This window comes from Chromobacterium subtsugae (assembly GCF_035919665.1).
In the GTDB taxonomy this organism is placed as follows: Bacteria; Pseudomonadota; Gammaproteobacteria; order Burkholderiales; family Chromobacteriaceae; genus Chromobacterium; species Chromobacterium subtsugae.
This window is the reverse complement of record NZ_CP142381.1, coordinates 2504344-2521851: the sequence shown is the minus strand read 5'-3', so window position 1 is coordinate 2521851 and position 17508 is coordinate 2504344. Positions and strand designations below refer to the sequence as shown.

The following is a 17508-nucleotide window of genomic DNA, read 5'->3' as shown; positions in this document are numbered from 1 at the left end:
GCGCCGGCGTCACGGATTGCCGGCCGGCGCGGCGTCCTGGCCGCCGCCTGGGCCGCCGATCACTTCCTGGTTCATCTGCGGCTTGAAGCCGTCGTTGAGGATGGACTGCTCGGCATCCTTGTTCAGCACCAGAATGGTGATGCGGCGGTTTTCCGGACTGAACACATCGCTCTTGATCAGCGGGTTGGCCGACGACAGCCCCACCACCCGCAAAATCTTGCTTTCGCTCAGGCCGCCGGCGATCAGCTCGCGGCGGGCTGTGTTGGCGCGGTCGGCCGACAGTTCCCAATTGCTATAGCCGCCCTGGCCGCCGGCGAAGGGCTTGGCGTCGGTATGGCCGGAGATGCTGATGCGGTTGGGCAACTGGTTCAAGTCGGGCGCCAGCTGCTGCAGCAGCACGCGGGTGTGCGGCAGCATGCGCGAGCTGCCGGAATCGAACATCGGCCGGTTCTGCTCGTCGACGATCTGGATTTTCAGGCCCTCCGGCGTCATTTCCAGCTTCAACTGGCTCTTGTACTGGTTCAGCAGCTCGCTGTGCTCGATGTTCTGCTGGATCTTCTGCTGCAGCTGGTCAAGCTTGGCCTGCTCCTGCTGCTTCTGCATGACGTCTTCCTTGCGCGCGCCGGCCTTGTTCACCTGGCCGGCCTGCTTGGTCAGGTCGTTGCCGCCGCCCTTGACCACCGAGGTGGCGTCGCCGGCGCCGGCGCCGCCGCTCAGCGCCACCTTCAGCGGGGTCTTGAAGTATTCGGAGATGCCGTTCAGCGTGCCTGCCGAGGCAGAGCCCAGCAGCCACATCAGCAGGAAGAATGCCATCATCGCCGTCACGAAGTCGGCATAGGCGATCTTCCAGGCGCCGCCATGATGGCCGTGGCCGCCTTTCTTGATGCGTTTGACGATAATGGGGCGTTGCGATTCGTCAGCCATGGTGATCTCCCGTCCGCCTTATTTCTTGGCCTGCTTGACGTGGTCTTCCAGTTCCTTGAACGAAGGACGGTCCATCGACGACAGCGCCTTGCGGCCGAACTCCACCGCCACCTGCGGCGCGTAGCCGTTCAGGCTGGCCAGCAGCGTCACCTTGATGGTCTGGTAGACCCGGGTGCCCTCGCCCAGCTTGTGCTCCAGAATGGTGCCCAGCGGGCCGACAAAACCATAGGCCAGCAAAATACCAAGGAAGGTGCCCACCAGCGCGTGGGCGATCAGCATGCCCAGCTCCGACGGCGGCGCGCCCACCGACTCCATGGTGTGCACCACGCCCATCACCGCGGCCACGATACCGAAGGCCGGCAGGCCGTCCGCCAGACCCTTCACCGCGCTGACCGGCACTTCGCCCTCATGGTGGTGGGTCTCGATTTCCACGTCCATCAGGTTTTCGATCTCGAAGGCGTTGAGGTTGCCGCCCACCATCAGCCGCAGATAGTCGCAAATGAATTCGACCACATGGTGGTCGTGCATCACCGACGGATATTTGGAGAACACCGGGCTGGCTTCCGGATTTTCGACGTCGGCCTCGATCGACATCAGGCCTTCCTTGCGCACCTTGGTCAGGATCTCGAACAGCAGCGAGAAAAGATCCATGTAGAAGGCCTTGCCGTACGGGCTGCCCTTGAATACCGTGGGCAGCGTCTTCATGGTGGCTTTCAGCGGCGCGCCGCCGTTGGCGACGACAAAGGCGCCGATGGCGGCGCCCGCGATCATCACCACTTCCAACGGTTGCATCAGGGCCGCGACATGCCCCCCTGCTGCGATGAAGCCCCCTAGCACCGAGCCTAGGATGATGAGATACCCGATTCCGACGAACATGCGTCAAGTCCTGTTTTGATGTTGCCCTATGCCGTTACTTGTATTACAGCATGCCTTTTTGCAATTCATTATAGAAATAATAGAAAAAGCGGGTGGAATTGTACCAACCCGCTTCATCAGCTGTAAAACTTGCTGAGGAGACAAAATTACCGCCTCCCCAGCCAGCATAGCCGCTTACACCAAGCCGCGCGCCTTGATCGTCTGCTCGAACTCCTCCAGGCAGCGCGACGCCACCGCCAGCATCTCGTCCACCTCGGACCGGCTGATCACCAGCGGCGGCGCCGACACGATATGGTCGCCGCAGGCGCGCATGATCAGGTTGTTGCGGAAGAAGATGTCGCGGCACAGCGTGCCGACCTCGCCGAAATCGGAGAACAGTTCGCGCGTGGCCTTGTTCTTCACCAGCGTGAAGGCCTGGATCAGGCCGACGCCGCGCACGTCGTCGACATGCTCGAAGCGGCTGAAGGTTTCGCGCCAGCGCTGCTGCATGTAAGGACCGATGTCGTCCTTGACGCGCTGGACGATGCCTTCGTCGCGCAGCGCCGTGACGTTGGCGTGCGCCACCGCCGCGCACACCGGGTGGCCTGAATAGGTGAAGCCGTGGTTGAAGTCGCCGCCCTCGATCAGCCCCTCCGCCACGCGCTGGCCGATGAACACCGCGCCTATCGGCAGGTAGCCGGAAGACAGGCCCTTGGCGGTGGTGAAGATGTCAGGCTGAAAACCCAGCTGCTGATGGCCGAACCACTCGCCAGTGCGGCCGAAGCCGCAGATCACTTCGTCCGCCACCAGCAGCACGTCGTGCTTGCGGCAGATTCGCTCGATCTCAGGCCAGTAGGTGGCCGGCGGGATGATGACGCCGCCGGCGCCCTGGATCGGCTCGCCGACGAAGGCCGCGACCTTGTCGGCGCCGATTTCCAGGATTTTCTCCTCCAGCCAGCGCGCCGCCACCAGGCCGAACTCGTCCGGCGTCATGTCCTTGCCGTGCTTGTACCACCACGGCTGCTCGATGTGCGCCATGCCGGGAATCGGCAGGTCGCCCTGCTCGTGCATGTATTTCATCCCGCCCAGGCTGGCGCCGCCGATGGTGGAGCCGTGGTAGCCGTTCCAGCGGCCGATCAGCGTCTTCTTCTGCGGCTTGCCCTTCACGTCCCAGTAGCGGCGCACCATGCGTATCATGGTGTCCACCGATTCGGAGCCGGAGTTGGTGTAGAACACGCGCTCGAAACCGGCAGGGGTCACTTCCGCCAGCAGGCTGGACAGCTCCACCACCGCCGGGTGGGTAGTCTTGAAGAAGGTATTGTAGAAAGGCAGCTCTTCCATCTGGCGGCGCGCCGCCTCGGCAAAATCATGGCGGCCATAGCCCACATTGACACACCACAGGCCGGCCATGCCGTCGATGATCTTGTTGCCGTCCGAATCCCACAGATACACCCCCTCGCCGCGCGTCATCACGCGCGCGCCCTGCTGGTTCAGCGATGCGGTATCGGTAAACGGATGCAGATGGTGGGCGGCATCCAGTTCGCGCCATTGGCTGGTGGTACGTTGCTTCTGCATAACACTTCCTTCCAGTTTTCTCCGACGGGGCGGGCCGCTGCCCGCCCCTCCTGCGCCTGCGGCGTCGATTTATTCGAATGTCCTGTCTGTCTCGGCGATTCTACCCGCGCGCGCGCTTCGCGCACTAGACGTGCAACAGCAGGAACTTGCGCTCCCACGGGCTGATCACGCGGAAATACTCGGAAAACTCTTTTTCCTTCATCGCCACGTACATCTTGACGAAGCGCGGCCCCAGCACTTCGGCAATCTCCTTGCAGCCGGCCAGTCGCTGCAGCGACTCCTCCGAACTATTGGGAAACTGGTAAGGCAGTTCGTAGGCGTCGGTCTGGCGCGGTTCGCTGGGCTGCAGCTTGTTCACCATGCCCAGGTAGCCGCAGGCCAGCGTGGCGGCCATCGCGATGTAGGGATTGACGTCCACGCCCGGCACCCGGTTTTCCACCCGGCGCGCGGCCGGCGACGAGTGCGGCACGCGCAGGCCGACGGTTCGGTTGTCGTAACCCCATTCGACGTTGGTCGGCGCCGCGGTGTAGCGAGACAAACGACGGAATGAGTTCACATAGGGGGCGAACAGCGGCATGGTCTGCGGAATGTATTTCTGCAGGCCGGCGATGAAGCCGAAAAAAATCTCAGACGGACTGCCGTCCTCGTTGGTGAACACGTTGCGGCCGGTGTTCTTGTCCACCAGGCTCTGGTGGATATGCATGGCGCTGCCCGGTTCGTTTTCCATAGGCTTGGCCATGAAGGTGGCGTACATATTGTGGCGGAAGGCCGCCTCGCGCACGGTGCGCTTGAACAGGAATACCTGGTCGGCCAATTCCAGCGGATTGCCGTGCAGGAAGTTGATCTCCATCTGCGCGGTGCCGATTTCGTGGATCAGCGTGTCCACTTCCAGGTTCTGCGCGTGGCAGTAGTCGTAGATGTCCTCGAACAGCGGGTCGAACTCGTTGACCGCGTCGATGGAATAGGAGCGGCGGCCGAATTCGGCCCGGCCGGTGCGGCCCACCGGCGCCGCCAGCGGAATGTCAGGGTCGGGATTGGGCGACAGCAGGTAGAACTCCATCTCCGGCGCCAGCACCGGCTCCAGGCCCATGTCGTCGAACAGCCGCAGCACGCGCTTGAGCACATTGCGCGGCGCCACGTCCACCGGCGTGCCGTCGGCGCGGCAGCAGTCGTAGATCAACTGCGCCGTAGGGTCCACCGCCCACGGCACGTAGCGCAGCGTGTTCGGATCGGGCTCCAGCACCATGTCCGGGTCGGTCAGGTCCAGCAGGCTGTCGTCGGGATAGTCGCCGGTGACGGTCTGGATCAGCACCGCCTCGGGCAGCCGCATTTCCGGGTCGGAGACGAACTTGTCCTTCGGCACGATCTTGCCGCGCGCCACGCCGGTCATGTCCGGCACGATGCACTCCACTTCGGTGATGCGATGCTCTCGCAGCCATTCATTGATCTGGTGATTCATAACGCTTCCTCAGTTGACTCCCCGGCCGCTGGATACGGCTCTGGATCGGGAGGTGCTTCTTTATGAGTCATCAAAACGCGCGCCGGGTTCACCGGCCGGCGCGCGGCACTGCCATCATCCCCGGGCGGCCCTCCTCGCGCGGCAGGCGTCGCCGAAGGCGCTGAAGATCGCCTGCGACAACGGATTTTCCCAATAGCGCCACTCCGGATGCCATTGCACCGCGAAGGCGAAAGCCCGCGCCTCGCGGATGCGATAGGCCTCCACCAGGCCGTCTTCGGCATGCGCTTCGGCGTCCAGCCCCGGCGCCAGCCGCTTGATGCCCTGCTGGTGCAGCGAGTTGACCCGCGCCTCGCGCTGGCCGGTCCAGCCCGCCAACAGGCCGCCTTCGACGAAGCTGACGGCGTGCGAGGGCGCGTACATCTCGGCGACCTCCTCGCTGTCGGCCTCGCGATGGTCGTTCAGGCCGGGCTGCTCCTGCACGTGCTGGTGCAGTTCGCCGCCCAACGCCACGTTGATCTCCTGGAAGCCGCGGCAGATCCCCAGCAACGGCACGCCCTCCTCCAGCAGCAGCCGGATCAGCGGCAGCGTGGTGGCGTCGCGCTGCGGATCGTGCAACGTGCTCTGCCGGCTGGCCGGCCCGCCATAATGATGCGGCTCCACATTGGACGGCGAACCCGGCAGCAATACGCCGTCGAGCAGCGCCACCGTGGCGCGCAGCAGCTTCTCGTCGCCCAGCGACGGAATCAGCAGCGGCAGGCCGCCCGCGCCGCCGGCCGCCGCGGCGATGTATTTGTCGCCCACCGCGTGAAACGGCAGCTTGCCTATCATTTTCACGTCGCTGGGTATGCCGATGATCGCTTGCTGCATGGTGTGCTGCGCTCCTCTTTCAGCTGGCGGCCTTGATGGCCTCGATGGGGTCGACATAGGCGTAACCCAGATCCTTCGCCACCGCCTGGTGGGTGACGCGGCCGCGGCAGATGTTCAGGCCGTTGCGCAAGTGGGCGTTGTCCAACAGGGCCTGGCGCCAGCCCTTGTTGGCCAGCTCCAGCATGTACGGCAGCGTGGCGTTGGTCAGCGCCTGGGTGGAAGTGCGCGCCACGCCGCCCGGCATATTGGCCACGCAATAATGGACGATGCCGTCGACGGTGTAGATCGGGTCCTGGTGGGTGGTCGGCCGGCTGGTCTCGAAACAGCCGCCCTGATCTATCGCCACATCCACCAGCACCGCGCCCGGCTTCATGGTTTTCAGCATCGCGCGCGTCACCAGCTTGGGCGCCGCCGCGCCGGGAATCAGCACCGCGCCTATCACCAGGTCGGCCTCGCGTATGCTTTCGTCAATATTGGCGCTGTTGGACATCAGCGTCTTGATGCGGCCGCCGAACACCATGTCTATCTCTTTCAGACGGGTCAGCGACTTGTCCAGGATGGTGATGTCTGCGCCGGCGCCCATCGCCATCCGCGCGGCGTTCAGGCCCACCACGCCGCCGCCTATCACCACCACCTTGGCCGGGGCCACGCCCGGCACGCCGCCCAACAGCACGCCGCGGCCGCCCTGCGCCTTCTCCAGCGCGTGGGCGCCGGCCTGGATCGCCATGCGGCCGGCCACTTCCGACATCGGCGCCAACAGCGGCAGGCCGCCGCGCTCGTCGGTGACGGTTTCATAGGCGACGGCGATGGCGTCGGACTCGGCCAGCAGCTTGGTCTGCTCCGGATCCGGCGCCAGGTGCAGATAGGTGAACAGCACCTGGCCGGGGCGCAGCAGCCGGCACTCCACCGGCTGCGGCTCCTTCACCTTGACTATCATCTCGGCCCGCTCGAACACTTCTTCCGCATTGGAGGCGATGGACGCCCCCGCCTGGATGTACTGCTCGTCGGTAAAGCCTATGGCCAGGCCGGCCTGGGTCTGCACCAGTACCTTGTGTCCGTTCGCCACCAGCTCGCGGACGCCGGACGGGGTCAGGCCCACCCGGTACTCGTGGTTTTTGATCTCCTTCGGAACGCCGATCAGCATAGTCGCCTCCATCTGGTTCTGTTCATGGGCAAGCAAACAACATGCGTTTAAGAAAATTCACATTGCGCTTGCTCCTTCCAGCTGATTCTGACTATAAACCCTCATCCTTGCAAAGATAATCGATTTTGCGACGCAGCAAGCACAATGACGCTTCCACGCGGTACAATGCCTCAAATGTCTAAAATTATTAACATATTGATGGAGCAGGAAGAATGGACGTCGGCGCACGGTTGAGAATGGTCAGGACACGGTTCGGCTTGTCGCAAAGAGAGCTGGCCAAGCGCGCGGGCGTCACCAACGGCACCATCTCGCTGATCGAGCAGAACCGGGTAAGCCCTTCGGTCAGTTCCCTCAAGAAAGTACTGGAAGGGCTGCCGATCACGCTGGCAGAATTCTTCACTTTCGACGCCGAGCCGTCGCAGCCGCGGGTGTTCTACCAGGCGGACGAGCTGCCCAATCTCGGCAACGAGGACATCAACCTGATGCTGGTGGGCACCAGCCACGACAAGCGCGACATCGCCATCCTGCGCGAACGCTACCTGCCCGGCGCCGATACCGGCCCGGACATGCTGGTGCACGATGGCCAGGAAGGCGGCGTCATCATCCGCGGCAGCATAGAGGTGACGGTGGGCAATGAAAGCCGCGTGCTGGGGCCGGGCGACGCCTATTACTTCGACAGCAAGTTGCCGCACCGCTTCCGCAACGTCGGCGACGACATCTGCGAAATGGTGAGCGCCAGCTCGCCGCCCACATTCTGATGCGCAGCAACCAACGGAGAGTTCCATGAAGCTGGGTTACACCATCGTTTACGTGCCGGATGTCGCCGCCTCGCTGCGTTTCTTCGCCCAGGCTTTCGGCTTGAAGCAGAAATTCCTGCACGAATCCGGCGCTTACGGCGAGCTCGACACCGGAGACACTGTCCTGTCCTTCGCCAGCCACGAACTGGCGGCGATGAATCTTCCCGCCGGCCACGTGCGCGCCAGCGATTCGACGCAGCCGCTGGGCATGGAAATCGGCCTGGTCACCGAACAGGTGGAGGCCGCGCACCGGCGGGCGCTGGAATGCGGCGCGCAGGAATTGGCAGCCCCGGCGCGCAAGCCGTGGGGGCAGACGGTGTCCTACTTGCGCAGCCCGGACGGCGCGCTGATCGAACTGTGCAGTCCCCTTTCCGCCTGAAATCCGCACCGCAACCGCAAAGCAGCACCACACAAGAGGAGAAAACCATGTCCCGCAGTACGCATGCCGACTGGAAACAACTTGCTGCAGAACTGAAAATCGAGGGCCGCGCCTTCATCGACGGCGCCTACCGGCATGCCGACGACGAACGCCGCTTCGATTGCGTCAACCCGGCCACCGGCGCCAAGCTGGCCGACATCGCCCACTGCGGCGAAGCCGACGTCAACAAAGCGGTCAAGGCCGCGCGCCGGGCGTTCGAATCCGGCGTCTGGTCCAGCCTGCCGCCGATCAAGCGCGGCGGCATTCTCAAGCGCTTCGCCGCGCTGATCCGCGAACACGCCGACGAACTGGCGCTGCTGGAAACGCTGGACGCCGGCAAACCGATCGGCGACACCACCAGCGTCGACGTGCCGGCCGCCGCCCATTGCGTGGAATGGTATGCCGAATCGATAGACAAGATAGGCGGCGAAGTGGCGCCGGTCGATCCCAAGCTCGTCGGCCTGGTGACGCGCGAGCCGGTAGGCGTGGTCGCCGCGGTGGTGCCGTGGAACTTCCCCATTCTGATGGCCAGCTGGAAATTCGGCCCGGCGCTGGCCGCCGGCAACGCGGTCATCGTCAAGCCGTCGGAAAAGTCGCCGCTCACCGCCATCCGCGTGGCGGCGCTGGCCAAGGAGGCCGGCATTCCCGACGGCATCTTCCAGGTATTGCCCGGCCCCGGCGAAGTCGGCAAGGCGCTGGCCCTGCACATGGGCGTCGATTGCGTCGCCTTCACCGGCTCCACCGCGGTAGGCAAGCTGATCGCCGGCTACGCCGCCCAGTCCAACCTGAAGCGCGTATGGCTGGAATTGGGCGGCAAGTCGCCCAACATCATCTTGCCCGACTGCCCGGATCTCGCGCAGGCGGCCCGCAGCGCGGCCGGCGCCATCTTCTACAATATGGGCGAAGTCTGCACCGCCGGTTCGCGCGTGCTGGTCCACAGCGCCATCAAGGAACGCTTCCTCGCCGAACTGCAGGCCGCCGCCGCCCGCTACTATCCGGGCGACCCGCTCGACCCGGCAACCAGCATGGGAGCCATCGTCGACGGCATCCAGCACAAGAAAGTGCTCGGTTATATCGACAAAGGCGTGAGCGAAGGCGCCAGCCTGCTATTGGGCGGCAAGGCGGCGCATGCCGACAAGGGCCTGTTCATCGAGCCGACCGTGTTCGACTGCCCGCGCCCCGATCTCGCCATCTGCCGCGAGGAAATCTTCGGGCCGGTGCTGTCGGTGATCACCTTCGACGATGTCGAGGAAGCCATCCGCATCGCCAACGACACCGAATACGGCCTGGCCGCCGCCGTGTGGACCGCCAATGTCAGCACCGCCCATCAGGTTTCGCGCCGGCTGCGCGCCGGCACCGTCTGGGTGAACTGCTATGACGAAGGCGGCGACATGAACTTCCCCTTCGGCGGCTACAAGCAATCGGGCAACGGCCGCGACAAGTCCTTGCACGCTCTGGAGAAATACACCGAGCTGAAAAGCACGCTGATCAAGCTGTAAACCCTCTGCGCCGGCCTGGCACCGCCTGGGCCGGCGCGTTTCCCCTCCGCCTCCCCCTCCGCCGCGCATTCTGAACTCACCCACCCAGCCTGTCTTTGCCCTCTTCGCCCGCAAAGCCGCCGCGCGCCAGCCGGAGCTAGCAGCCGCCGACAGCCGGGCTATGATTGAAATCAAAGACTTCCGGATATTTCCCCGCATGCAGCGAATCTACCGACTTGCCGTAGTCGGCCTGCTTTGGCTCACCCCCCTTGCCCAGGCAGCTGACAGCAGCCCCGCCTGCCCTTCCGGGCCGCTCAGAGTGGGATTTTACGAGTATGGCTTGGCTTACCGCGCCGGACGCGGCTATGACGTTGACCTGATACGCGAATTGGCGCGCCGCCTGCATTGCCCCATCGCCAGCGAGAGCGTGTTTCCCTGGATCCGCACCCTCAAGATGCTGCAAATCGGCGAAGTGGACATCGCCACCTCCGCCACCCCCACTCCGGACCGTCTGCAATACGCGTGGATCTACACCTACAAGCACAGCAAGAGCATGGTATTGCTGCGCACCGAGGTTCAAGCCCGCACCCTGGCGGCCCTGCCGGACGACCCCAAGCTGCGCTGGGGCGTGATCCGCGGCTGGAAGTTCAGCCCGATGCAGGACCAGTTGCTGGCTGACCTGGCCAAACGCAACAAGATCGTGCCGGCCGTCGATGAGGACGATTTGTACAAGATGCTGGCCGACGGCGTGATCACCGGCGCGCTAGCCCACCCGACCAGCTACGACGACTGGCTCAGAAACCCGCGCATCCGCAACCAGGTGGTCGTGCTGGATCTGTTTCCGGATGTCGAGGCGACCGCGGGCGGCGTAGCGCTCAGCAAAAAGCGCTTCCCGGAAGCTTCGGCCGAACTATGGCATGCGGAGTTGAAAAAGATGTCCCGCGACGGGACCTTGCGCGACATCTTCCGCCGCTTCCTCAGCGAGGAAACCGCGGACTACCTGCTGCGTTCGCCCGTTCCCTGACGCAGCGTGCCGCGCGGCGCAACAAACGCGCGCGCCGCCAAGGGGTGGAAACGGCTTCCGCGCCGACGGAACATGAGATGAATCCACGAGAGGGAGGAAATACACCAAATGCGGCGAAACATCTGCCTCGCGCTTGCCCTGCTCTTCGCCACCGTCTGCCAGGCCGCGCCCAATCCGGCCTGTCCCAACGGGCCGCTGCGAGTCGGGTTTTACAAATTCGGCGCGGCTTACCGCATGGGCCAGGGCTACGACGTGGACATGGTGCGCGAACTGGCGCGCCGGCTGCATTGCCAGATCGCCTCGGAGACCGAGCTGCCGCGGCTGCGCGCGCTGAAAATGCTGGCCAGCGGCCAGATAGACATCGGCACCTCCACCCTGGCCACGCCGGACCGGCTGGCTTACGCCTGGATCTACCCCTACAACCACACCAAGAACATGGTGCTGCTGCACCCCTCCCTCAAGGAACGCACGCTGCCCGACCTGCTGAACGATCCGGCTCTGCGCTGGGGCATGGTGCGCGGCTATCGCCACAGTCCGGAGCAGGACCAATTCCTGGGGCAGCTGGACGCGCAGCGCCGGCTGGTAGTGGCCGACGACGAAGACGATCTGTACCGGATGCTGAACGACGGAATCGTGACCGCGGCCTTCGCCCTGCCGGGCAGCTATGGCCGCTGGCTGCGCGACCCGCTGCTCGCCAAGCGCATCGCCGTGCTGGACCTGTTCCCGGCCAGCACGCCCATCGCCAGCGGCATGGCGCTGAGCAAGGTGCGTTTCAGCCGGCAAGCGGCCGAGCGCTGGCATCAGGAACTGCTGAAAATGGACCAGGACGGCAGCCTGCTCGGCATATTGCGGCGCTACATCAGCGACGGCGCCGCCAAGCAAATGATGCAGTTGCCGCTAGACTGAATGCAGCGGCCCCAGCGGCCATCGATTGCGGAGTGCGCAGATGAAATGGTTGGCAGCCTGCCTATTGGCGCTTTGCCTGGCGGCCGCGCGGGCGGCGCCCAACCCGGCCTGCCCGCAAGGCGCGCTCGCCATCGCCTATTACGACTTCGGCATCGCCTACCGCCAGGGCAAGGGCTACGACCCCGAAATCATCCATGAGCTGGCCAGGCGGCTGAACTGCCCGATCCAGAGCGAAACCGACTACCCCAGGCTGCGCGTGCTCAAGCTGCTGGAAATCGGCCAGGCCGATATCGGCACGTCCACGCTGATCACCCCGGAGCGCCAGCGCTATCTATGGCTGCTCCCCTACCACCACAGCAAGAACATGGTGCTGCTGCACCGCGGCGTGCAGGCCAACTCCCTGGCCGAGCTGCTGAAGCTGCCCGACCTGCGCTGGGGCATGGTGCGCGGCTACCGGCACAGTCCGGCGCAGCAGAAAATGCTGGACGAGCTGACGCTGCAGCACAAAGTGGTCGTCGCGGAGAACGAGGACGACCTGTACAAAATGGTATGCAACGGCGTCGTTTCCGCGGCCTTCGGCCACACCGTCAGCTACGACCCGTGGCTGCAAAACCATCAGGCCCAGCAGCAGGTGACGGTGCATGACTTCTTCCCGGACAGCGAGATCATCGCCGGCGGCATCGCGCTGAGCAAGGCCCGCTTCAGCCAGGGTGCCGCCGAGCTGTGGAGCGAGGAAGTGCGCCGCATGCTGCGCGACGGCTCGATGCGCGCGATCATGCGCCGCCACCTGAGTCCCGCCGCCGTCGAGCAACTGTTCAAACAGCCGCTGGAATAGCCAACGCCGGATGGCCGCGAAAAAGCCCGGCAGCGCGCCGGGCTTTTCATTCATCCGAGCTGGGCGGGAATCACAGCGCCAGCTTGGCGATGGCTTCCTTGGCCAGGTGGATGGAGGTGGCGCGCTTGTCCGGGCCCATGCCGATCGCTTCGGCGCGGACGATTTCCACGTCGGTCACACCCAGGAAGCCCAGCACCTTCACCAGGAAGTCTTCCTGGAAATCCATCAGGCTGCCTTGCTCGCCGCTGTGCACGCCGCCGCGGCCGGAAACCACTACCACTTTCTTGTTCGGCACCAGGCCGACCGGGCCGTTTTCGGTGTACTTGAAGGTGCGGCCGGCCGCGGCTACGCGGTCGATCCAGCTCTTCAACTGCGTCGGGATAGAGAAGTTGTACATCGGCGCGCCGATCACCAGCACGTCGGCGGCGAAGAATTCTTCAATCAGCTGGTCGGTCAGCGCCGCTTCGCTGCGCTGCAGCTCGGTCCAATCAGCTTCGGCGGTGAAGCGGGCGCCGACGATTTCACCGGACAGGTGGGCGATCGGGTTGGCCGCCAGGTCGCGGTAGGTGGTTTCCACCTTGTCATGGCGCTGGCGCAGGGTGTTGGCCACCACCGCGGACAGTTCGCGGGTGACGGAGTTGTCGGCCAGGATGCTGGAATCGAGATGGAGCAGTTTCATTTGGAGGTCTTTCCGTGTCGGGTGGGAATGAGTGCATGATAGGCATGCGCAACAATCCGCACTAGACTGCTAAAATTGGAAACATTGTTCCACCAATGAGACAATCCCATGCATGATCTGAACGACCTCATGTACTTCGCCAAGGTGGTGGAGCACGGCGGCTTCATGGCCGCCGGCCGCGCGCTGGGCATCCCCAAGTCGCGGCTGTCGCGCCGGGTGGCCGAACTGGAACAGCGCCTGGGCGCGCGCCTGCTGCAGCGCACCACCCGCCGGCTGGCGCTGACCGAGATCGGCAGCCAGTACTATCAGCACTGCCAGGCCATGCTGGCCGAGGCCGAAGCCGCCCATGAGGCCATCCTGCAAAGCAGCGCCGAGCCGCGCGGGCTGATACGGGTAAGCTGCCCGGAGCTGCTGGCCAAAACCATGCTCAGCGCGGTGCTGCCGCGCTTTCTGGCGCTGCATCCGCAGGTGCGGGTGGCGCTGGACTCCACCAACCGTCGGGTAGACCTAATAGAAGAAAGCGTGGATGTCGCGCTGCGGGTGCGCAACGTGATAGACGACAGCGCCAGCCTGGTGGTGCGCCGGCTGGGCAAGAGCCGCTTCATCCTGGTGGCCAGCCCGGACTTCATCCGCCAGCATGGGGAGCCGCAGGCGCCGGAGCGGCTGGCGGCGCTGCCGGCGCTGAGCATGAGCCGGCCCGACGGACGCGGCCAATGGACGCTGCTGGACAACATCGGCCAGAGCTACACCATCCACCTGGATACGCCCCGGCTGATGACCGACGACATGATAGTCCTGCTGGAGGCCGCCATCGCCGGCGTCGGCGTCGCCGCGCTGCCGGCCAACGTCTGCCACCAGGCGCTGGCGGACGGCAGGCTCAGGCACATCCTGCCGCAATACGACTTTCCCTGGGGCATCCTGCACGCCGCCTTTCCCACCCGCCGCGGCCTGTCGCCGGCGGTGCGCGCCTTTCTCGACTTCATCGCCCAGGAGCTGATCAGCGACGAGATGGCGGGCGACTGGGGGCGCAGCGACATTCGCCCGGCATGACTATTGCTTTGGCAGAATGGTGTTCATTCCATTCCGCTCCGCCATGTTCACCATCCGTCCACTGACCGAAACCGACTCCATCGACGCCCTCACCGCCCTGCTGCACCGCGCCTACGCGCAGTTGGGCGCGATGGGACTGCCCTATACCGCGGTGAGCCAGAGCGCCGAGGTGACCCGCCGCCGCATCGCCGGCGGCCACTGCCTGCTGGCCTGGCACCGCGACGAGCTGATAGGCACCGTCACGGTGCATCATCCGCTGCCGGCTTCGTCCTGCCCGCAGTTTCGCCAGCCGGATGGCGCGGTGCTGGTGCAGCTGGCGGTGGCGCCGGACTGCCAAGGACTGGGCCTGGGCGAGCGGCTGATCGCCGCCGCCGAAGCCTGGGCGCAAGCGCAGGGCTATCGCGCCATCCGGCTGGATACCGCCGTGGAAGCCCACCACCTGGTCAGCCGTTATCTCAGGCGCGGCTACCGCATGGAAGCGCCGTTGCAATGGCCGGACAAGCCCTACCGCAGCGTGGTGATGGAAAAACGCCTGGAACCGATGGCCGGCGCGGACACTCCTAACCGCTATTGCACTGCAACAGAATGATGGCTGCGCGCCACAAGTGTCCGCCCCCGCCATCCGCTTTTATTGCATTGCAGCAACAAGCGAGTACAGTGGCGTCCATGGCTCAGTCATGGGCCGCCGCGTCCGTCTCCATCTTTTCCAAAGCAAGGGGTTGCAATGTGGTCAGCTACTGCAGTTCAAGGCGGGACACTCCCGTTCGCACAACCGCTGTTTGATTACTGGCTCGATGCCTGCCAGCGCGGCGTCCTGTACTGGGACACGCTGTACCGGCGCGGCGCCACCTATCTGGAGCATTGCGAAAGCGGCAAGCCGCCGGTGCTGGTGTTCGATTACCGCATCATCCTGGACGGGCGCGAATTGCCCGACCCGGCCAATTACGCGCTGGCCGCCATCGAGCCGCCGCCCAGCTGTCCGCCCACCGACGCCGCCAAGCGCCCCTTCGTGGTGATAGACCCGCGCGCCGGCCATGGCCCGGGCATAGGCGGCTTCAAGATGGACAGCGAAATCGGCATCGCCCTGCAACAGGGCCACCCCTGCTACTTCGTGATGTTCTTCCCGCAGCCGGTGCCCGGACAAACCATAGAAAGCGTCAGCAAGGCCGAAGGCGTCTTCCTCAAGCGCGTCAACGAGCTGCACCCCAATAGCGACGGCAAGCCCTTCGTCATCGGCAACTGCCAGGGCGGCTGGGCGCTGGCCATGCTGGCGTCGGTGGCGCCGGACCTGGTCGGCCCCATCCTGCTGGCCGGATCGCCCTTATCCTACTGGGCCGGCGTGCGCGGCAAGAACCCGATGCGCTACGCCGGCGGGCTGAACGGCGGCACCTGGACCGCATCGCTGGCCGGCGACCTCGGCAACGGCCGCTTCGACGGCGCGCATCTGGTCAGCAACTTCGAGAAGCTGGACCCAGCCAATACCTTATGGAAGAAGTCCTACAACCTCTATTCCAAAGTGGACACCGAACCGCAGCGCTACCTGGATTTCGAGCGCTGGTGGGGCGGCCATTACCTGCTGAACAAGGCGGAAATGGAATGGATCACCCAGAAGCTGTTCGTCGGCAACGATCTGGTGCACGGCAAAATCGCCAGCCATGACGGCAAGCTGCGGGTGGACATGCGCAACATCCGCTCTCCCATCGTGGTGTTCGCCTCCTGGGGCGACAACATCACGCCGCCGCAGCAGGCGCTGAACTGGGTGGCCGACCTCTACGACAACGTGGAAGACATCCGCAACAACGAACAGACAATCGTCTACTGCCTGCACAACAAGGTGGGCCACCTCGGCATCTTCGTCTCCGCCGGCGTCGCCAACAAGGAGCACAGCGAATTCGCCAGCGCGCTGGACCTGATAGACGTGCTGGCGCCGGGCCTGTACGAAGCCGTCATCGAAGACATCGCGCCCGACGCGCCGGGACAGGAATACATCGAAGGCCGCTACATCATCCGCTTCGAAGCGCGCGACGTATCGGACATCCTGGCGCTGGACGACGGCCGCGACGACGAGCACGCCTTCGAAGTGGTGAAGCGGGTATCGGAAATCAACCAGGGCCTGTATGACCGCTTCGCCTCGCCGCTGCTGCGCGCCGCCGGCAACGAAGCCGGCGCCCGCCTGCTGCGCGAGTTGCACCCCGCCCGCCTGGAACGCACGCTGATCTCGCCGAAAAACCCCTGGCTGTGGTGGCTGCCCGGCCTCGCCGCCCAGGTGCGCGAACAGCGCCGCCCGGCGCCCCTGGACAATCCGCTGTGGCAATGGCAGGAACAGCTGTCCGGCTTCATCGGCCAATCGCTGGATCATTACCGCGACCTGCGCGACGCCGCCCAGGAACAGCTGTTCCGCGCCATCTACGAATCGCCGCAGCTGGCGACGCTGGTCGGCGTGCAGCCGGCAAGCGAGCCGCGCCGGCATGCGCTTGCCTGGGAAAGCCGCGAACTGGCGCGCCTGAAGCGCGAGGCGCTGGCCCCCAGCTTCGAGCAAGGCACGCTGGCCGACGGCTTTGTGCGGCTGTTGCTCTATGTCAGCATCGGCATGGGCGTGGTGGATGAGCGGCCGTTCAACGCCATCCGCCGCGTGATGCGCGACGTCAGGCACGAATACCCGCTGACGCTGATGCAGTTGAAGGACATCGTCCGCCACCAGGTGGCGCTGGTGCGGCTGGACGCGCCGCGCGCGCTGAACGGCCTGGCGGCGCTGCTGCCCGACGCGCATCGCCGCCGCCAAGCCTGGACGCTGGCGCGCGACCTGCTGACGCTCAACGGCCCGATCCCGGCCGAGCACCAGGCGCGGCTGGACGAAGTGGCCAGGACGCTGCAATTGGACATGCCCGCCGCCCCTGGCCATCCGACTGCGCCGTCCATTCTGCCCCAACTGGAAACGGCAGCCGCGCCGGCGGAAATCAAGGCCGAGAAAGCCAGCGCCGTCGCGTTGCAGCCCAAACCGGCGCCCGCGCGCAAACCCGCGGCAAAATCCGCCGCGGAAGCCGCCCCGGCCGCCAAACCCGCCCAGGCCGAGGCAAAACCCGCCGCCGCGCGCGCGCGCAAATCTCCCGCCAAAGCCAACGGCCAAGCCCCCGCCGCCGCGCCGGCCAAAACCGCCAAGACAGCCACGCCGGCCAAGCGCCCAGGCAAGGCCTGATCCGGCAACCGGGGCGCGAAAGCGCCCCGGTTCTGACATTGACTATTCCAATAGCAAAAGCTAATATTGCGTCTCTCTGCGGGAGAGAGGGGCCATGCCCCCGCCGAAGACGCAAGCTCCCATAATCGCTCAGGCAAGCCGTACCGCAGTGTTTCATTGATTCAAGCCGATTGGAGAGAGGCTGCCCCGAGCAGCCCACCGAAGGGGCAAGTGGCCGCAAGCCATGCAACTCTCAGGTAAAAGGACAAGGGGAGAGGCTGTTCCGTAGCCCGGAATCCACCCAGGAGTCTGCCTTGTCCCG

General features: G+C 65.0%; 16 protein-coding genes and 2 riboswitches. Of the genes, 9 read left to right on the top strand and 7 right to left on the bottom strand.

Annotation, left to right across the window (positions count from 1 at the left end):
* Positions 1 to 9 precede the first annotated feature (9 nt).
* The 6 genes from motB to ald form a co-directional block, all read right to left on the bottom strand.
* Positions 10 to 924: a flagellar motor protein MotB gene (motB, locus tag U6115_RS12175; protein WP_043572471.1), complete on the bottom strand. Its 915-nt coding sequence runs from the start codon at positions 922 to 924 to the stop codon at positions 10 to 12.
* An 18-nt stretch (positions 925 to 942) separates the two neighbouring features.
* On the bottom strand, positions 943 to 1800 hold the full coding sequence (gene motA / locus U6115_RS12170; protein ID WP_043572474.1) for a flagellar motor stator protein MotA: 858 nt from the start codon (positions 1798 to 1800) through the stop codon (positions 943 to 945).
* 174 nt (positions 1801 to 1974) lie between these two features.
* Complete coding sequence (locus tag U6115_RS12165; RefSeq protein ID WP_043572477.1) at positions 1975 to 3354, bottom strand: aspartate aminotransferase family protein; 1380 nt, start codon at positions 3352 to 3354, stop codon at positions 1975 to 1977.
* Positions 3355 to 3478: 124 nt separating this feature from the next.
* Positions 3479 to 4813, bottom strand: coding sequence for a glutamine synthetase family protein (locus U6115_RS12160; protein WP_043572479.1), 1335 nt, complete (start codon positions 4811 to 4813; stop codon positions 3479 to 3481).
* A 114-nt stretch (positions 4814 to 4927) separates the two neighbouring features.
* Positions 4928 to 5680 carry a gamma-glutamyl-gamma-aminobutyrate hydrolase family protein gene (locus U6115_RS12155; RefSeq protein WP_043572481.1) on the bottom strand — a complete coding sequence of 251 codons (753 nt, stop codon included), beginning with the start codon at positions 5678 to 5680 and terminating at the stop codon, positions 4928 to 4930.
* A gap of 19 nt (positions 5681 to 5699) precedes the next feature.
* Positions 5700 to 6824, bottom strand: a complete 1125-nt coding sequence (ald, locus tag U6115_RS12150) for an alanine dehydrogenase (RefSeq protein ID WP_043572483.1) — start codon at positions 6822 to 6824, stop codon at positions 5700 to 5702.
* Positions 6825 to 7036: 212 nt separating this feature from the next.
* Here ald and U6115_RS12145 point away from each other — a divergent pair, with 212 nt between their 5' ends.
* From U6115_RS12145 to U6115_RS12120, 6 genes are all read left to right on the top strand, one after another.
* Positions 7037 to 7582, top strand: a complete 546-nt coding sequence (locus U6115_RS12145; RefSeq protein WP_043572485.1) for a cupin domain-containing protein — start codon at positions 7037 to 7039, stop codon at positions 7580 to 7582.
* Positions 7583 to 7607: 25 nt separating this feature from the next.
* Positions 7608 to 8000 (top strand): VOC family protein, encoded by a 393-nt coding sequence (locus U6115_RS12140; protein WP_043572488.1) that lies wholly within the window; start codon positions 7608 to 7610, stop codon positions 7998 to 8000.
* A 47-nt stretch (positions 8001 to 8047) separates the two neighbouring features.
* On the top strand, positions 8048 to 9538 hold the full coding sequence (locus U6115_RS12135) for an aldehyde dehydrogenase (protein WP_043572492.1): 1491 nt from the start codon (positions 8048 to 8050) through the stop codon (positions 9536 to 9538).
* Positions 9539 to 9857: 319 nt separating this feature from the next.
* Entirely contained in the window at positions 9858 to 10541 is a 684-nt protein-coding gene (locus U6115_RS12130; protein WP_043572495.1) for a substrate-binding periplasmic protein, read from the top strand.
* Positions 10542 to 10649: 108 nt separating this feature from the next.
* Positions 10650 to 11447, top strand: coding sequence for a substrate-binding periplasmic protein (locus tag U6115_RS12125; protein ID WP_043572498.1), 798 nt, complete (start codon positions 10650 to 10652; stop codon positions 11445 to 11447).
* A gap of 40 nt (positions 11448 to 11487) precedes the next feature.
* Positions 11488 to 12282 (top strand): substrate-binding periplasmic protein, encoded by a 795-nt coding sequence (locus U6115_RS12120; protein ID WP_080509638.1) that lies wholly within the window; start codon positions 11488 to 11490, stop codon positions 12280 to 12282.
* A gap of 70 nt (positions 12283 to 12352) precedes the next feature.
* Here U6115_RS12120 and U6115_RS12115 read toward each other — a convergent pair whose 3' ends face one another.
* The gene (locus U6115_RS12115; protein ID WP_043572505.1) at positions 12353 to 12961 is read right to left on the bottom strand and encodes an FMN-dependent NADH-azoreductase; all 609 of its coding nucleotides are present in this window, start codon (positions 12959 to 12961) and stop codon (positions 12353 to 12355) included.
* A 108-nt stretch (positions 12962 to 13069) separates the two neighbouring features.
* On the opposite strand from U6115_RS12115, the gene U6115_RS12110 reads away from it, so the two are divergent.
* The 3 genes from U6115_RS12110 to U6115_RS12100 all read left to right on the top strand — a co-directional run bounded on the left by U6115_RS12110 (position 13070) and on the right by U6115_RS12100 (position 17207).
* Positions 13070 to 14011: a LysR substrate-binding domain-containing protein gene (locus U6115_RS12110; protein ID WP_047237259.1), complete on the top strand. Its 942-nt coding sequence runs from the start codon at positions 13070 to 13072 to the stop codon at positions 14009 to 14011.
* Between the two features lie 43 nt (positions 14012 to 14054).
* Entirely contained in the window at positions 14055 to 14600 is a 546-nt protein-coding gene (locus tag U6115_RS12105; protein WP_043572629.1) for a GNAT family N-acetyltransferase, read from the top strand.
* Positions 14601 to 14735: 135 nt separating this feature from the next.
* Complete coding sequence (locus U6115_RS12100; RefSeq protein ID WP_043572507.1) at positions 14736 to 17207, top strand: DUF3141 domain-containing protein; 2472 nt, start codon at positions 14736 to 14738, stop codon at positions 17205 to 17207.
* 69 nt (positions 17208 to 17276) lie between these two features.
* Positions 17277 to 17363: riboswitch (glycine riboswitch) on the top strand.
* Positions 17364 to 17367: 4 nt separating this feature from the next.
* Positions 17368 to 17465: riboswitch (glycine riboswitch) on the top strand.
* Positions 17466 to 17508 lie beyond the last annotated feature (43 nt).